The organism is Geitlerinema sp. PCC 9228 (assembly GCF_001870905.1).
Taxonomy (GTDB): Bacteria; Cyanobacteriota; Cyanobacteriia; order Cyanobacteriales; family PCC-9228; genus PCC-9228.
The window spans coordinates 26305-43655 of the sequence record NZ_LNDC01000112.1; the positions used below are offsets into that span (position 1 = coordinate 26305).

Consider the following 17351-nt stretch of genomic DNA (forward strand, 5'->3'; position numbering starts at 1 on the left):
TTGGATCTGCCTATGGAACAATGTTAACCTTTCGTCGTTACCTACTGGCGTAGTTTTCTGACTCAACTGCGACACAGACGTGAATACAGCGTTTCGTGTTGCATACTGGCTAACGATAATCCCCAGGTGCAGCTTTCGAGATCGTCGTTTGGGAGAGCGGCGATCGCGTGGGCTGCTTTTTCTATATCAGAACTGAGCTGATAGGTAATTTTTTGAGCGGTTGTTTGTCCAATAGGAATCAGGCGTACCCCAGCGTGAATCAAATTGCTGCTCCAAGCGTGCAGGTACCCCAGGGTAGCGTGATGTTCGTCAATGCCCCAGGTGGCGGCAGCGATGCCAAAGACAAGAGCAAAATTGCGGGGAGATTCGCAAGCATCCAGCCACGGTTGGGTCGTAGGGGCGATCGCGGCCAGCAAATCCGCCAGAGATTTACCCATTTGCCAGGCTGCCTGTCGCAGTTCTTCCGTTTCTCGGGTAGCCGACAGCCAGTGGTTCCAAAAACACAACCCCGCGCGATCGCCCGCCACCACAGCCCGATAGCCCCGCAGCATCGCTGCCGTATCGATACGAACGGACCCATATTGTAGTTGGTGCTGCAACCAAGCGTGCAAACTCACCCCATCAACAATTTTGTGGGCAGCTATCCAAGTTTCCAATCCCTCCGAGTAACTGTATGCCCCCACAGGCAACCCAGGACTCACCAACTGCAGTAAGTGCAACAGCGCTTTATCCTCCGATTCTGGGGTGGGGTTGGTGATGTCCGTCAGTGCCATATTCCTCTTCGCTAGCAACTCTTGGGTGGTTTATGAGTGACCCATGAGGTCCTTGTCTTGCTCTCCCACCACCATTTGCAAAGCCATGGGGGTACCGCCCTGTTGGTGGTACTTATCCGCCCAAGCACGCACGATTTGGTCCAATTCTTGGAAAGCTTCCTCCATGCGGTCTTCGGGAATATCCAACTCTTCCAAAACCCGCATAACCTTAGGATGGTGTTGTTCCCACCCCTTCATCATGCGGAAGAAACGCGCCGTATCCTCAATGGTGACGTAGGTGCGTTCCTCGTCATCCACCGGCGTGTAGGAAGCGCGGGTGAGGGCATACAAAGGCGTTCCCCAGGGAGAATCCAGTTTGGTCACCGTGCCGGAATGAATCAGCCGGCGTTTGATATGTTCGGCGAGGGCTTCGCTGAGGGGAATGCATCGTTCCTCGGGCAAATCTTCCTGGGAACGTGCGTGTAGAAATTCAATCAGTTCCATGAACTGGAAAGAATTAATAAATTGGGCGTTGGGGATATCCGCGGGTAGCTTTTGCTCTAGATACCGCTTTTCTGGCAGGGGTAAGCGATCGCCAGGAACCCTTGGTTCTCCAGGTTTCCAGGGATATTTCTCCAACCACACATAGGGAAACTGAATCAAATAGCGGGGTTCCGCCGACCCCAACATTTTCAGCAATTTTCCCTGAGTAAGGGCTTCGCGCACTTCTTCCACAATCGCTTTCACCCGTTTGGGTTCGATGTGGTGCAAGTGCCCGGTCATGCGCAAATTTTGACCTTGCTCGATGTAGGTCATGTAAATGGCACATTTGGCAGCCGTTGCTGCCGCATCTAAAAACGCCCCGTGGCGGTGACCGCCAGTTCTCATGGCGCTAAACGCCAGATAAATCATAATTTGGTCCATCGCACTCGGGCTGAGGCGATCGACCAAGTCCAAATCTTGATTGAGTTCCCGATCTGAGATGGATGGCTCGGCAGGCATTACATCCTCCTACGCAATTTTGCAAAACAATGACCAAGAAAGCCAAATTTTGGCAGTAGTTCCTGTTTTACTACAGTTTTCCCTGGAAAATCCGAACCGATCGCACCCATTTGGCAACAAACTAGTGACATGCTTCCATCGTATCCTATCCTACATTGAAAATTGGCGATCGCCTTGGGGATAGAATGGTGCCAAAAAAACCCGACCGCAGCATTGTTTAGAGCAATCTTAAGATAGCTCTCGATGGGAGAAAGGTTTGGCATTGGCACCACTGTACGTAGCGGCTACGTGACCGTCACCGGTTAATTGGTATTTGTACGTAACCAACCCTTCCAAACCAACTGGACCCCGCGGCGGCATTTGTTGGGTACTAATGCCCACTTCCGCACCAAATCCGTAGCGGTAGCCATCGGAAAATCGGGTGGAACAGTTGTGAAAGACCCCAGCAGAATTTACTTGAGCTAAAAAGGTTTTGGCAGCTTGCGGGTCTTCGGTGACAATGGCCTCGGTATGACCGGAACCGTATTGGTTGATATGTACCATCGCTCGATCTATAGAATCTACCATTTTAATAGACAGAACCAAATCGCTGTATTCGGTAGACCAATCTTCTTCGGTTGCTGCCGCTAGCTGGGGCATGATTTCCCGTACGGCATCATCTGCTTTTAAAGTGACCCCATTGTGTTGCAAAGCTGGTACCACTTGGTGCAAGCATGAGTTGGCGATATCTGTGTGAACCAACAAAGTTTCCACAGCATTGCAAGCGGCGGGATATTGGGTTTTGGAATCCACTACAATGCTAGTAGCTTTTTCCAAATCGGCGGCGCGATCGAGGTATACGTGACAAATACCATCGGCGTGACCCAAAACCGGAATTTGGGTGTTTTCTTGAACAAACCGCACGAAGGAATTGGACCCTCTAGGAATAATTAGGTCCACATATTCATCCAGTTGCAGCAATTCCTGAATTTGTTCCCGACTGGTTAGCAATTGAACCACAGCCGGGTCGATAGCCGTTTTTTCCAACCCTCGAACGATGGCTTGCACGATGGCTTGACAGGAACGAATCGCTTCCCGACCGCCTTTGAGAATCACTCCATTGCCGGATTTAACCGCCAAACTGGTAATCTGAATGACCGCATCCGGACGCGATTCAAAAATAACACCCAATACGCCTAAAGAGCAGGTTATCCGTTTGAGAATTAAGCCGGTGTCAAGTTCCCGGTGGATCTGTACGTTCCCTACCGGGTCTTCCAGGGTTTTGACATTGCGTACGCCAGCGATCGCGCCTTGGAGTTTGGTAGCATTGAGTTTTAAGCGATTGTAGAGGGGTTTGGACAATCCTTCTGCCTCTGCTTGCCGGCAGTCTTCGGCATTGGCCGCCAAAATTTCCTCAGATGCCGCTTCTAAAGCCTGCGCGATCGCTTCTAGCGCATCGTTTCTGGCTTCTGTGGGCAAAACTGCCAGTTGGCGAGCGTGGGTGCGGGTTTGTTGGGCAATTTCAGTAATGGAATTAGACGTGGTTTGCATAGATGCGAAGTATCTAAAATATCCTTAGCAATAACGACAAGAGTGCGTCGTGCAACCTTTCTCTATCCTACCGTTGTCTCGGCCCGTTTGTTTGACGAATGGGGCGTTAGGCTAGAAAAGTTTGCGCCTGCAGGCGTCGATCGAGATTTGATCTCGGAAACGCTAGAATAAATTCAGATAAGCTTCTATCTTGCAAAAATAGCTCTAGGCTTTGGGAAAAACCACGTAAAAAACGTAACCGTATTCATGGCTGTATTTTCTATACAAGTCAATTTCCTGTTGTTCGCTGCGAAGAATCTCTAACGCCTCTGGTTGTGCCGCATATTTTTCTTGCAACAGGTGTACCCTGCTTTCTAAAGGTGTATAGTAATCATCCCACCAATCAGATTCGGGTAAACAAAAATAGCCAATAGTTTCGTATCCAGCGCGTTTGATGGTTTGTAAATTTTCCTCAATGGTTTGCATGGCGGGATAGTTTGCCTGCCAAAAATTTTGAATTTCTGGCGATGGCTTTGAGGTTAGCCAAGTCAGTTCGGTAACCGCCATATATCCGGGATGGTTTAACCAGCGTTTCCACTCCGACAATCCCCTTTCAAAGCCAAGAATATAAATCGCCCCCTCCGCCCAAATAAGATCGAAACCTTCCCTACCCAAATCCAAATCAAACATATCTTGACATCTGGCATCAATACGTTCGGCAAACCCTTCTGCTTGCGATCGCATTATGAGTTTATTTATATACGGCAAATGATTGTCGATGGCAACAATGGTACCGCGCGTTAAGCGTAACAAATCCAGCGTTTGCTGTCCCGGTCCGCAACCAATATCGAGAATTCGCGGTGTCTGTGGCAAACCAGAAAGCATGGAAAAGGCCTTTTGCGTAGAAGCAAAACTACCCGGACCTTCCCGGGGCAAATCTTGGTGAACTTCCATGAAAAAGGCGATCGCATCGCTCATATTTTTATATGTCCTAAATTGTGCCAGTTCCCCAATCCATTCCAGTAGCGATCGCCCAATCAAGTGTCTCGACTGCCCCATCTAGCTATAGAATAGCAGAAAACGACAGTCGAGCTACCATCAAAATTCAGTTTAACGGCGGAAATTGCGGCGACGTTCGCCAAATCGTTCGCGACGCTGCTGTATCATCTCTGCCAGTTGTGCTTTTTGTTCGGAAGTGAGAACATCCCGAATTTGCAGCATGGTTTGAAAACGATGGTCTCCCATTTGCTGCCGCAACTGTTGCATTTGTTCGTGTTGTTCCATCAACTGGTCGTTGCCGGCATCGCTGGAAAGTAGAGACTGCATTTTATCGCGTTCTTGTTGCAATTGCGATCGCAATTCGTCGGCTTCCTCGCGAGATTCCTCCCGGATGGCACGAATTTGGTCAACTTGTTCCTCGCTGAGGTCTAACTGGTCGATAAACCTCTCAAAGCGATCGCCGCGATGTCCATTACCCGGACCCCTTTGTGTTAGGATTTGAGAATCATCAGCATCCCAGTTTTGCGCCTGTACCGCCGGCATTCCCACAGCAAAAAGAACTGGAATCGCAGAAAGTAAAAAGATATGGCGTAACTTCATGGTATCGGTCTCCTACGAACAGCAAACGACATGCAGGTCGCTAGCTTGCAAACATCTCTATCCTAAGCAAAACCATCCCACAGCCGCTTGGATCGCAATTCCCAAACCATCTAGAACCAAAGTTCCAAATCGATTTGAAACCTTGGCTCTATTGCCTGACGAGAAATTTTCCCTCTAAGATTCTAGTTTGCCAACATAAAAGCGATTTGTGGAAACAACCGTGCAAAAACTGTTTCGCCAAAGCCATCCGTTTCGCCTGTTGCTCTATCTGGAGTGGATTTTGCTGGGAATTGCCCTGCTAATGGTCTTCTTTTCCCTACCCCTTCCCCATCCACCCCACCACCGCTTCTCCATCGACCGCGCGCCATATAGACTTGCTGCCACCACTGCCATCGCCGCTTTAGGATTGATGGGATGGCGTTTTCCCGTGGCATCGCGATTCGCACAAGTTTTGTATACCGTGGTAGGATTTGGATTAAGTTGGCTGGCAGTCATGTTAGGCGGTCGCGGACATATTTTGTTTACCGCCTTGTTGCTGGTGGTGGTGATTCGCGCCTGTCTAATGTTTCGTTGGGGTGGTCGTTTGGTGGTTGCTGCCATGGCATACGGGTCGTTTTTATCCATGTCGTTGCTGTCACTTCTCGGTATTCGTCCGTTCGGAATTCCCCTCGGCAGACCGCTACCGCCAGCGATACGGCGACTGCCCGCAGACCTATTGCAGAATTTCTTATTTGGGTTAACGTTCAATATGGCCTTGTTGTTTGCCCTGGTGTTGGGATTTGTGCTGTTGCTAGTGAGTTCTGTCGTGGCAGAATCGCGCAGCCGCAAAGAACTTGCCAGCGCCAACCGTCGCCTGCGTCAATATGCCCTCACCATCGAGAATCAAGCTACTTTGCAAGAACGTAATCGCATTGCCCGGGAAATTCACGACTCGGTGGGTCATGCCTTGGCTGCTCAAAGCATACAATTGGAAAACGTAGCCATGCTGTTACCAGACAATGCGAGCCATATTCGCGATCGCTTGCAAAAGGCACGAGACTTGGGGCGCGAAGCCCTCCAAAGCGTCCGTCAATCCGTGGCTACCCTACGTCAAAACCCCCTCAAACAGAAAGATTTGCCCGCTGCGATCGCTTATCTAACTGAAGAATTTACCGCCAATCACAACATTCAAATTGATACAGATATGCGGGTTCGTTCTCAACTATCCGCAGAAGCGATCGCGCCAATTTATCGAATTCTCCAGGAAGCCCTCACCAACATTGCCAAACACAGCGATGCCGACCGAGTACGCTTGCATGTCATCGACAATCCAACCGAAATTTCCTTGCTTGTCGAAGACAATGGCTGCGGGTTCGACCCCAGCGCCAATACCACCGGATTTGGATTGCAAAGCATGCGGGAACGCGCGGAAGCCCTCGGCGGTCGATTGACCTTACACAGCCAACCCGGTCGGGGATGTCAAATTCGCGTGACCGTTCCCCAGGAGGGAGAAAGCAGTGATTAAACTGTTGCTGGCAGACGACCAAAGCATCGTTCGCGAAGGGTTGCGCAGCCTGCTGCAAGCCAAACCCGATTTGGAAGTAGTTGGAGAAGCAGAAAACGGTCAAATTGCCCTAGAACAAGCGATCGCTTTGCAAGTGGATGTGGTATTGATGGACGTACGCATGCCTGTCATGGATGGGGTTGCCGCCACCCGCCACCTGTACGAACGCGCCCCAGAGATTAAAGTATTGGTACTGACTACTTTCGATGATGATGAATATGTTTCCCAGTCCATGCGCTACGGGGCCAAGGGATATTTGCTCAAGGATACGCCATCAGAAGAACTTGCAGAAGCCATTCGAGCGGTTTACAAAGGGTATACACAGCTCGGACCGGGGTTGTTTGAAAAAGCTATGGCTGCCCCACCACCAGCCGACGACCCACCGGCATTGGAATTGCTAACGCCGCGAGAGCGAGAGGTATTGCGGCTTATTGCTCAGGGATACAGCAACCGCGAAATTGCCAGCCAACTCTACATTTCCGAACGCACGGTGAAAAACCACGTCAACAGCATTCTCCATCGGTTGGATTTGCGCGATCGCACCCAAGCAGCCATTTTCGCCACCCGCCACTTGCGCTTATCGTGAGATACATTTCGCGATCGCATCTGGTAAAAACTTATTCTTGGGCAAAGGTATTTGCGTAAACCTTTTTATCCTGCTCGGAAAACAGCACAAAAATAACTTTCTCTATTTCCGGATGTCCTTCTAAAAACGCCGCCACCGTATCCACAGCAATTTGACTCGCCTCACGGATGGGATACCCATAAACCCCACAGGAAATCGCCGGAAAAGCAATGGTTTTTACCTCATTTTCCACAGCCAATTGCAGGCTATTCCGATAACAATTTGCCAGCAAATCCCCATCATTGGGATTTTTCCCGTAAACCGGACCCACCGTATGAATCACATAACGCGCCGGCAGATTGTAGCCATTGGTGATTCGAGCTTCCCCAGTAGAACATCCACCTAACCTCCGGCATTCCTCCAGTAACTGCGGACCAGCCGCGCGATGGATAGCACCATCGACACCACCCCCACCCAACAGGGAAGAATTCGCCGCATTGACAATCGCATCCACCTTCATTTGGGTAATATCGCCGCGAACGACTTCCATGCGATCGCGAACTTCCGGTTTCATAAGATTCCTCCTTAACAACCAACAAAAAAGAAATCCCACCATAAATCATATCAAATCCGATATTTCTAAACCACAAATATAACCAAAACCGTCCCCCTTTACAAGGAGGACTACAGGGGGTTCCAACCGACGATAACTTGCGAGTCTTTACAGTACAGATTCCGTATCATATCACAATTATTCTAGCCACGATCGACCCCGGCACCAAACAAGTTCCCAATCCCATTTTCTTTCTAAGAAATCCAATTTTTTGATACCAAAAATTCCCTGTAGGGGCAACCCCCCGTGGTTGCCCCCTAATTGTGGTTGCCCCATAATTGTGGTTGCCCCATATAATTGTGGTTGCCCCCTAATTGTGGTTGCCCCCTAATTGTGGTTGCCCCATAATTGTGGTTGCTACAACATCAAAAATATCGATTCACAAAGCCACAATCGGAAAATGGGAATCCCGATAAAAACAAGTCATATCGTCAAACTTGCGCAACTCCGCCTGTTTTATCCAAAAAGAACTGGGATAATTATCCAACCACCATTCATTTAAACGAGATAGCCGCCAGCCAAGCCAATCGCGATCGCTATTTAGAAAAACCTCTCCCCAATAGCCCAACGTAATATGTGCCGTAAAATGGAACTGCTGGGCAATCCCCAACCCCATCACACCAGCATTCCCATAAATACAACGGCGCAACGCCACAACCCGCTGATAAGAAACCCCATCTCGAGGCAACAACGCCACCCCAACCGCACTCGGCATCACGATAATCCCTCCAAACCGCCAATAATTCGGATAGGAATCCCCCAGAGATTTATATTCCTGAAAGCTATCCCGAATAGATTCTTGCAATCTTTCCTCAAAATTGGGATAACTTGCCACCGCCTGCCGATAGCCATCATCGCAAATCAAATCGGCTAACGTCAGATGAAAACTAGCCGGCGGCAGAGAAACCATCATTCCCGCAAACAATTCTTCTGCCAGAACCTTTTGCAATTCCCACAAACCAGCATAAAACCCTTCATTTTCCGACGCTTCTTCCCAGGGGGAAGTAATTACCGTATAGCCGGGAAATGCAACTGCTTCCCAACCATGGTTGTCACTACGGCGAAACTTCGACGACTTCTGCAAGTGGTCTACTTGGGAAGTATAGGCTGCCGTTGCGGTCATTTCAGCCAGTCGATTGGTGTAAATTGTATAGGTATCATCCATTATTTTTTGCCAGCAAGGCCAATCTGTTTCTTTTGCCATTCTATTCATACCAAACTCATAACATAACCACCAAAAAATTCTGTCGGGGCAATCGGAGGTGGCGTTGCCCCTTGCGAAGCACTAACGCGACTTGCGCCTGATAACGCTGGAACCCACCGACAAACGCAACATCTTCAAATACATATTCTTACCTGCCGTATTCTCCAAATTCGCGCCATCTAAATTCGCCGTCGCCAGATTCACCTGGGAAAGATTCGCATCTGCCAAATTGGCACCCCGCAAATCAGCCCAAGTGAAATTGGATTGACTCAAATTCGCATTGCTAAAATTCACGTGGGCAGCATAAGCCTGAGATAAATTGCAGCCAACCAGACTGGCTTCCGAAAAATTGCTTCCCTCGGCAAACACATGTTTGGCATTGCTAAAATCAAGGATGCTGCGGCTAAAATTAGCATAGAGAAGGCACGTATAGCTCAAATCGCAGCCGATGAGTTCGCTATCGGTTAAAACCAAATTTGTCAAATCCAATCCTCGCAAATCGATATTGGCTAACAGCAACCGTTCAAACCGTCGTTCTCCCGCTTCCAAGCGTTTCCGAAAATCCTGCGCCGTCATGGGAGTTTTGGGTAAATCCGAATCAATATTGGACCGTTGGGAATCTCTTTTGGACAAGATAGATTTTAAGGTTTTCCACATGGTGTCTTTCTCCTTTTGCAGTTGTACAATGGTTTTTTTGGGATAGTTCTCAGCGATTTGGGTTGGGGGCAACCACGGGGGGTTGGAGGCAACCACGGGGGGTTGCCCCTACGGGGAATTGGTGGTGTGGAAACATGGGGGTTGGAGGCAACCACGGGGGGTTGGGGGCAACCACGGGGGGTTGCCCCTACGGGGAATTGGTGGTGTGGAAACATGGGGGTTGGGATTATTCCTGTTCCTCAACAACGGACCCCCAGAGGTTCGGTACCTTACGGGCAATATTGCTGCGTAGCCGGGGAATCAGCACTTGGGCGGCGTAGTACAGTTCGTAAATGGTATTGTCTAGAACAAGACGTTGTAGGTCTGTGTGGGGATGGCAGGTGAATTGCTGTTGCAGTTGTTGGGGACGGAATTTTTCGGTTAAATGAGACAAACTGTGGCGCAAATCGTTAACGCGCTTGACTGTATCCATGTAGCAAAGGGCAAATCCTTCTTCAACCCCTGGTTCTGGCGGGTCGAGATGGTTCCGCGCTATGGCTGTGAGTCGGTCTATGGGGTCGAACAGTTGCCTGACTGTCTCGGCAATTTCAAATCCCTGTTCTGGCATGGGCGTTTCTTGGTTTTTTACTTGGTTTGCCAATTGGTGGGTGAGGTGGGCAAGTTGTTCTACTGGCAAAGCGATCGCTTCTTCAATTCTATCTAGCTCCTCATACAAGTATTGAGCATGTTTGGGACTGATGAATTTGCGCTGACGAACCAAACGGGCAACTTCCAAAAACGCCAAGACATTAGGGCACTTGCCACTTTGGTGATATTGTTTTTGAGAGCGAAGTAGGACTGTGCGATCGCTAACGGCTGGTTTTTTCTCCTGCGGGGCAGGCTGGTGGCTTTTTTCCGGGCGTTCAACTGGCGTCAGATGGGGAGAGCGTTCCAGTTGGCCATTGGGTTGTTCTTGGGGAGCTTGCATGGGCACCACTTTCCTTTCACTCATAGGTTCAAGGGTCCGCGATCGCTTTTTTGGCATCATGCCACGCGATCGCTTTATAATAACTACGACAAAAAACTGACTTTTTATGCAAATGGCTCAAAAATTTCTTCAGGGCATAAAAAGCATAGGTCAGTTTGAAGAAATCTCCCTATCAATCATCTGGGGATTCCGCCTCCGACTCCCCATCATCCGCAGCAGCAATCAAATACTCAAAATAGGCATCAATCGCCTCGCCCACCGCTGCATCGCGAGACATAGCCACATCTTCCCGTTGCGCGTGAGTCAGCGTCAGCAAACAAGCCGCACCACTGGTCACCACCGAAAGCAAAGCAAAAAACATCGGAAAGCCCAATCCCGCAACATCGCCAGTTTTTAGCTTATCGTACAAATTTAAAGCCGCCAAACGCACCGTTTCCGTACCAGATGTGAGTTGGTAGCTGTCATTAAAATGTCGTTGGAACAACTGCGGCAGTTCCTGCTGCAAAAACAGCACATCATCCCCAATTTCTCCGCGTTTGGCTAACTTTTGATTCCACTCCTTTTGTGCTTGTCGTTTCTGTTGGCTCGCTCGTTTTTCCAAACGCAACTTCCGTTGTTCCAGGGGTAAATTCTCCGTTGGCACCTGACTCCAATCCTTATTGCGTTCTGACCAACGACCGTACAATTCCACATAAGTTGCATCCCATTCCGGGTCGCTTTTGGGCAAGCGTTCCAGTTTGGCACGTGCCCTTTCGTAGGCTTCGCGGGCTTTTCGTGCCTGCTCAGTGGTCGCTGGTATCTCCTGAATTTTCTGAGTTTTCTCAGCAATCAAGTTCTCCGCCTTCATTCGCGCCAGTTGCGGGCGATTGTTCATGGCTTCCATGCCTACACCAGCAGCCACCGATTGTAAAACACTCATCGCCACCATAGCAGCAGCACCTGCCCGGCTCCAAGCGAGATTTTTGTGTTTGCGCCCTGCCACCGCCGTACCGTTGTCGTTGGTAAACTTGACAATCAGCAGATTAAGAACTACACTAGCGCCTACGGCAGGACCACCGCCAAAATCCTTAAAAGCGAAAAACAACAGCGGTTGGTTGGTAATGGCGTTAAAAAGACTGCCCACGCTAATCACCCGTGCCGTCAGCTGGGAATGTTCTTCCAATTCGCCGGTGACGTAGTGTTTGCCGTGGAACTCGCGCGGATTGGCTAGCAGCAAATTTTTGACAAATCGAACCGGTTTGGTAACTGTTTGCCAAGTGTTATCCACCCAAATGCGAACTTGGCTGCGTGGTTGGGCGGGTTGGGCGAGTTTGGGATCTTCTTCCCGTAGCGTTGCTGCTACTTGTTGGGCTTGTTCTTTTTCTTTTGGATCGGGAAGCGGTAAGTTTTTGGAATTTGCAGTCATAATGTCCCCCAGTAGAGTGTGATTTTTGGCTTTCACTATTTCCACGCTGACTAGGGGAATTTTTATGCATTTAAGGGAAAATTTTTCTGTGGGGGAGCAATGCTGTGGGGTGGGCGATGCCCACCCTACGAGGGTTTTGGCTCTTTAGAGAGGGGAGCAGTCAATCTAAATTTTCTCGCAAAGATTGGAAAATACGTTGTACAATCGATCGCAACTCGGCGCGATCGCTACTGTCTTCACCTTCCCGAATCAAAACTACCTCTTCTTTCTCCTCCGTTTCCGCAGATTGGGCAAGCAAAGACTCCAACTCTTGGGCAGCCGATTCCACCTGGAAACTCTCATCCGACTCCAAAAGCAAAGCTCGTTCTAACTGAGCCACAATCGCCAAACGCTGCTCTTCATCCCAACGATGCCAATAGGATTTTAACTCCGAAAATAGCGATTCTTCTGCCAGAGGATCCGCCATTTCCAGCAAATCCAATAGCTTCTCTTCCGACAGAAGGTCTTCGCGAGGAATGCTCAAATCCGGGAACTCCACCTCCAAAGCCGGCGTAAATCCCAAAATGGCTCCCCACGTATTGTCCGCATTCGTTTCTACAGCAATGTAGGCAATGCGATCGCTCATGACCGCCTGTTCCGGAATTTCTAAGGTTTCCGCATCGCTAGCCATAGGAATGCATTCTACCATACCCAAAAAGCGATCGCCCTCAAAAACCTCCAAATCCGCCAAATCCGTCAGCAAAGCCGTAACCACATTCCAACAACTGCTTTGCTGGTAATCGCAACCGTAACCAAAACGATTCAGATAGCGAGAAACCACCCAAACCGCAATGGCACGCCGACAAACCTCCGTAGCGCGTTCCGGCTGTACCTGGGAACCAAGCTTCATAATCTGTTCTTGGATACTTGGGGGAATAGGAACCAATTGGGCAAATTGTTGCGTATTCATCGAAAAACCTCCAAAAAATTGGAATAACTCTTATTCATGCCAAATCCGAAACCTAGAAACCACAAACTTAATCAACTTAACTTTAACCGTCCCCCTTTACAAGCTAGAGGGGGTTCTTTCACATTTCGGGGTTTGCCAAATCCGAAACCTAGAAACCATAAACTTAATCAACTTAACTTTAACCGTCCCCCTTTACAAGGGGGACTACAGGGGGTTCTTTCACATTTCGGGGTTTGCTAGAGCAGATTTCGTATAACTTCATCATTTTCATCATTTCTAGAACCTAAAAAAATCGATTGCCTGCCAACCAACACCCCCTAGACAACATAATTAAAAACTTCTTGCAATAAAGGCCTTAATTTTCTGGACCAGGCAGAATTCATCGTTCCTTCCTTCACCTCAAAATGTTCCGCCAACAGTTGAATCGTCCATTGTTCCCCCGCAACACAGCGTCGGTAAATTTCTAAAAACACCTGTTGGGCAGTAATAGGCGGTGGTGGCGTTTTGCGAACATAGCTATTTTTGTACTTGCCCTCAGCATCCTCTTCCAAAACTTGGCGCACCCTTTCCAGCAGTTCAGACACAGAAGGTTGGTTAGAAGCTGGCTGGGGAACCTCCTCAATATTGAAAGCCTCTCCCGTTCTGGCATCAATGCTAACAAACTGCGGTTGGTCTTGCTGGAGACCTCTGTATACCTTTTCACAGCGTCTATTCCAAAGCGTAATCGGACTGGCATCACCCTTATCCGGATCGTACTTTTTTTCCTCCGTCGTTCCCTTACCGCGAATATCCCCGTGAATTTTTCTTTCGATATAATCCCAAGCGTCATCCACCGCCTGGAAATATAGCAATTCATCCTCAAGGTTGGGGGGACACCAAAACAAACGATCTGGTGCTGCCCTCATCTTACCGATACCTTTTCTTATCAGCGACGCACGTTCCTTTTCGGATTCTGCCCGTAACGCCTGGCGGAAAATTTCCTTTAACTCCTCGTGGATGGGATGGGGAGAATCTTGAGTCACCGTACCTTCCTACCAACACTTGCAACTTGCAGCCAATTATAGAGCGCCAACCGTACTCCTGCAAGCCAGCAAAGGAAGCTATCGACGCGAAAAGAAACTTCGCCAAAATCTCCACCATCCCATCCGCAATGGTACCGGTATTTGGTTCTAGCTAGCGCAAACCGTAACAACCCAAAGATGCCCAATGAACGGGATGGTCAAACGGACAACCTTTGTCGTTGGCATAGCGGTTGATGGCTTTTTGCGCATTCTTAATCTTCCTGAACTCTGTTTGCGTTTGATTTTGGTTCGATTGTTGTCTCAACCGCTTTTCTTGTTCTTTGAGATGCTTTTGTAAAGACTGGCTGTAGTCTTTTTTAAACACCGCCCCCGTCATTTGCCGCATCTTTTGCTGTGCCGCCTGCAAAGCCAGAGAACGGTTTTTCCCTTGGTGACGCTGTTCGTGATAGAGAACCGACAGCAGAGCAGCCGACAAATCATAAATCGACCAGTGACTGGCAATCACTCCCCGCGCCCCAGCACAGAGAAACCCCGTACTGACAGCCACCGGTTCGTCAACAGCACCTTTTGGTGCAAACAGCCCCGTTTCGCAGCAAGAAAGGTACACCTCCTCCAACTGGGGAAACCGCCAGCCCGGGGAAAACAGTTGGGTAACAGCAATCTTGCCATCGCTAAGCTTCAACCCCGACTCCTCGGGATTGTCAAAACGACTTTGGGCGTGGTGGCTGCTCACCAAATGCGTGGTTCCCTGTTCCGCCAGCAAGCGACGGTAGGCATCGCGAGTGGCTTCCTCACCCACCAAATGTTGTTCTGGGGGAATTTGGAACAGCCGGGCAACATTGCTGCCTTCAAAACCACTAAAGGGCAGGTCGTTGGTAGCGTTTTCTACCGTGGCGTAGTGGCGCTGGGAGACAGAACCGCGACGGTGGCAAAAGCCCAAAACCTGCAAGCTGGGCGCATACCGCAAGCAGAATTTATCTCCCAAATAGGCTTTCTCCCCAGAAAGGGGCAAAGCGGCAAAGGGAATTTGATGCAGGAACAGGTGGGGAATGAGGATGAGTTCGTCCACATCGGCAAGTTGTTCGGCAATGAGACGGTCCAAATCCAGCCGTTGGGATAGTTCGGCGAGGATATCGGGCATTTGTTGGATCCACTGGCTTTTGTTGTTGTTGTAAGGATTGACCCAAGTCTCCCGCAGCCATTGTTGCAGCTTTTGGTATCCCTGCCCGGAACAAGTGAAACAGTCGGGCGTCGTTTCCCCGGCGCGCAGGATAAAAATGTGGGTGTCATTTTTGGTGGTGTAAAAACTCAGCAAAGCAGCATGGGGGCTATCTTGTAGCAGGGGCAGGAACTCTTGCAGTTGCGGCGGTTGCACTTGCCGCAGTTTGGCGATGACTTCGTCGCGGCTGTTGATTTTATCGAGGATGGCTTGTTTTTCCCGTTCCAGTTGCAGAATCTGGTCGGATGTCTCCTTGGCAGCCCGGAGTTGGCGGGTTTTAAGTTTGTTGTCGCTGCCGTCGTTGTCCTTGTCGTCCATTTGCTGCCGTTGGATAGCAATTTGGTCGTCCAATTGGTCCAACTGTTGCAACCACTGGCGGACTTCTTCGGGAATGTTGCCATCTTGGTAAAGGTCGGCAGTTGCCATCAGGTCTTTCAAGCGTTTGGCGCGTACCCGTTCCGCAATTTCCAAGGCGGTGGTAATCTCCTGGCGGTTGATGGCAGCTTGGATGGCATTTTCGTAGACATAGATGGAATTAGCCACCACTTCCTGACGTTCGGCATTGCTGAGGCGCTGGGTACGGCTGTACTCAATCGCTTCCATGGCATCCCGGTAACCTTCCAAAGCCAGATGCCAGTCTCCCTGGCGAAAGCCTAAATTGCCTAAAGCGCGGGCAGCTGTGAGACAGTCAACCGGCAAAATTTGGGGACGGACAAATTGTAGGGCTTTTCGGTAGCAGTTGGCAGCTTGTCGGCGGTTTTCCGCCACGTTTTCTCCCACTTTGTCGGCTTGGATTTGGTAGGCATTCCCCAGGTTGGTCAGGGTTTGGGCAAGGTCTTTTTCCAGTTCCAGACGCCGGAAAATCTCCTCAGCTTGCCGGTAGGCGCGGATGGCTTCTTGCAAATTGGCTGCCGGGTCTTGTCCCAATTCGGCTTGGTTGCCGTAGGCAATCCCCAGGTTGTACAGGGTAGTGGCAAGGTCTTTTTCCAGTTCCAGACGCCGGAAAATCTCCTCAGCTTGCCGGTAGGCGCGGATGGCTTGTTGCAAATTGGCTGCCGGGTCTTGTCCCAAATCGGCTTGCTTGCTGTAGGCATTCCCCAGGTTGGTCAGGGTTTGGGCAAGGTCTTTTTCCAGTTCCAGACGCCGGCGAATCTCCTCAGCTTGCCGGTAGGCGCGGATGGCTTGTTGCAAGTTGGCTGCCGGGTCTTGTCCCAATTCGGCTTGGTCGCTGTAGGTATTCCCCAGGTTGTACAGGGTAGAGGCAAGGTTTTTTTCCAGTCCCGGACGCCGGAAAATCTCCTCAGCTTGCCGGTAGGCGCGGCGGATGGCTTGTTGCAAATTGGCTGCCGGGTCTTGTCCCAATTCGGCTTGGGTTTTGTAGGCAACCCCCAGGTTGGTCAAGGTTTGGGCATGTTTTTCGGGAACGCTATGGCGCGGTCGAGCTTCTAAAACCAACTCGTACAAAGAAATCGCCAGGGTAATGTTCTCTCCCTGACGACCTCGGGGATACCCTTGCAGGCGATTTGCCAGGTTTTCAATCAGTCCGACGGCACCATCTTGTAATTCTTGGTCTTGTTCGGTGCTTAGCTGTTCCAGCAATGCCTTGGCTGCTGCTGGTAATTGTGGGTCTACCCTGCCGTTTCGTTCGTCCAGTACCTTATAAACCGCCTCAGCGCCGCCTTCCGCTCCTGCTTGCAGTAAGGTTAGCAATAAAGTTTGTGCTGCCTGGCTGGTGGTGGCTGGCGATGGGGTTTTCCCTGGTTGTCCGGGTTTCAACACATTCTGGAGTTGCGCGTATCCCTGTTGGGCAACTTGAACTGTTTTTTTAAAAAAGCCACAAATTTGTTGGAGTCGTGATGGGGATGTCATAGGGCTTTGACCTCCGAGGTTTGGTTTGTCAGGTGGGCAGATGAGACGAAAATAGAGGAGTGGGAGAGTGGGAGGAGGGGGAGGAGGGGGAGAGACAACAAGAAGTTTTAGCTTGGGGGATCGTTCGGTTTTTGCAGTACGGATTTGGTATAAGTTCCTATTCCTTTGGCAAGGGCAAGGATGCGTTGGTGGTGGTTTTGTTGGTTTTTCAAGAAAGGCACCGTAAAGCCAAGTGTCTTGAGACGTTGGATATAAGGCGCGTTGACTGAGAGATTCGACATCTTGAAGCCGGGCAAATCGAGAAATTTCTGCTATATTTGACCCATTGACGGCTTTTGGAGAGAATCCCCTCTGGGGTGGAAAGGAAGTGCATTCCTGGAAACTTTAAGGTGTCGTCACTGACCCCGCGCTAAAGCGACGGGGCTTGGGAACAGCCAGGTTCCCGTAGTAGTGGCTAGACCAAGAGCCGATAGTAG

At 49.9% G+C, this 17351-nt stretch carries 16 protein-coding genes; 2 read left to right on the forward strand and 14 right to left on the reverse strand.

All coding sequences use genetic code 11. The features are described 5' to 3' along the window. Positions 1–62: 62 nt before the first annotated feature. The 5 genes from AS151_RS12430 to AS151_RS12455 all read right to left on the reverse strand — a co-directional run bounded on the left by AS151_RS12430 (position 63) and on the right by AS151_RS12455 (position 4862). Positions 63–773: an urease accessory protein UreF gene (locus AS151_RS12430; protein ID WP_071517386.1), complete on the reverse strand. Its 711-nt coding sequence runs from the start codon at positions 771–773 to the stop codon at positions 63–65. Positions 774–803: 30 nt separating this feature from the next. Then, the gene (gene hetR, locus AS151_RS12435) at positions 804–1754 is read right to left on the reverse strand and encodes a heterocyst differentiation master regulator HetR (RefSeq protein WP_071517387.1); all 951 of its coding nucleotides are present in this window, start codon (positions 1752–1754) and stop codon (positions 804–806) included. Positions 1755–1982: 228 nt separating this feature from the next. After that, the gene (locus AS151_RS12445; protein WP_071517389.1) at positions 1983–3284 is read right to left on the reverse strand and encodes a glutamate-5-semialdehyde dehydrogenase; all 1302 of its coding nucleotides are present in this window, start codon (positions 3282–3284) and stop codon (positions 1983–1985) included. Positions 3285–3488: 204 nt separating this feature from the next. Further along, a complete protein-coding gene (locus AS151_RS12450) occupies positions 3489–4322 on the reverse strand; it encodes a class I SAM-dependent methyltransferase (protein WP_244532992.1) in 834 nt (277 codons plus the stop codon). 51 nt (positions 4323–4373) lie between these two features. Beyond that, positions 4374–4862: a Spy/CpxP family protein refolding chaperone gene (locus AS151_RS12455; protein ID WP_071517391.1), complete on the reverse strand. Its 489-nt coding sequence runs from the start codon at positions 4860–4862 to the stop codon at positions 4374–4376. Between the two features lie 208 nt (positions 4863–5070). Here AS151_RS12455 and AS151_RS12460 point away from each other — a divergent pair, with 208 nt between their 5' ends. Both AS151_RS12460 and AS151_RS12465 read left to right on the forward strand, forming a co-directional pair. Further along, positions 5071–6366 (forward strand): sensor histidine kinase, encoded by a 1296-nt coding sequence (locus AS151_RS12460; RefSeq protein ID WP_244532994.1) that lies wholly within the window; start codon positions 5071–5073, stop codon positions 6364–6366. After that, positions 6359–6991, forward strand: coding sequence for a response regulator transcription factor (locus AS151_RS12465; RefSeq protein WP_071517393.1), 633 nt, complete (start codon positions 6359–6361; stop codon positions 6989–6991). The genes AS151_RS12460 and AS151_RS12465 overlap by 8 nt, the downstream gene beginning before the upstream one ends. A gap of 31 nt (positions 6992–7022) precedes the next feature. Here AS151_RS12465 and AS151_RS12470 read toward each other — a convergent pair whose 3' ends face one another. The 9 genes from AS151_RS12470 to AS151_RS22135 form a co-directional block, all read right to left on the reverse strand. Continuing rightward, positions 7023–7544 (reverse strand): O-acetyl-ADP-ribose deacetylase, encoded by a 522-nt coding sequence (locus tag AS151_RS12470; RefSeq protein WP_071517394.1) that lies wholly within the window; start codon positions 7542–7544, stop codon positions 7023–7025. A 418-nt stretch (positions 7545–7962) separates the two neighbouring features. Further along, on the reverse strand, positions 7963–8796 hold the full coding sequence (locus tag AS151_RS12475; protein WP_244532996.1) for a DUF1868 domain-containing protein: 834 nt from the start codon (positions 8794–8796) through the stop codon (positions 7963–7965). A 72-nt stretch (positions 8797–8868) separates the two neighbouring features. Beyond that, positions 8869–9540 (reverse strand): pentapeptide repeat-containing protein, encoded by a 672-nt coding sequence (locus AS151_RS12480; RefSeq protein ID WP_084639554.1) that lies wholly within the window; start codon positions 9538–9540, stop codon positions 8869–8871. A gap of 130 nt (positions 9541–9670) precedes the next feature. Next, a complete protein-coding gene (locus AS151_RS12485; RefSeq protein ID WP_139240638.1) occupies positions 9671–10435 on the reverse strand; it encodes a hypothetical protein in 765 nt (254 codons plus the stop codon). A gap of 148 nt (positions 10436–10583) precedes the next feature. Further along, positions 10584–11816, reverse strand: a complete 1233-nt coding sequence (locus AS151_RS12490; protein WP_071517397.1) for a hypothetical protein — start codon at positions 11814–11816, stop codon at positions 10584–10586. 160 nt (positions 11817–11976) lie between these two features. Then, positions 11977–12765: a DUF1822 family protein gene (locus AS151_RS12495; protein ID WP_071517398.1), complete on the reverse strand. Its 789-nt coding sequence runs from the start codon at positions 12763–12765 to the stop codon at positions 11977–11979. A 317-nt stretch (positions 12766–13082) separates the two neighbouring features. Further along, complete coding sequence (locus tag AS151_RS12500; protein ID WP_139240639.1) at positions 13083–13787, reverse strand: hypothetical protein; 705 nt, start codon at positions 13785–13787, stop codon at positions 13083–13085. 151 nt (positions 13788–13938) lie between these two features. Further along, positions 13939–16875 (reverse strand): CHAT domain-containing tetratricopeptide repeat protein, encoded by a 2937-nt coding sequence (locus tag AS151_RS12505; RefSeq protein WP_084639555.1) that lies wholly within the window; start codon positions 16873–16875, stop codon positions 13939–13941. Positions 16876–16982: 107 nt separating this feature from the next. Then, positions 16983–17156, reverse strand: a complete 174-nt coding sequence (locus AS151_RS22135; RefSeq protein WP_170861386.1) for a hypothetical protein — start codon at positions 17154–17156, stop codon at positions 16983–16985. Positions 17157–17351: the final 195 nt, after the last annotated feature.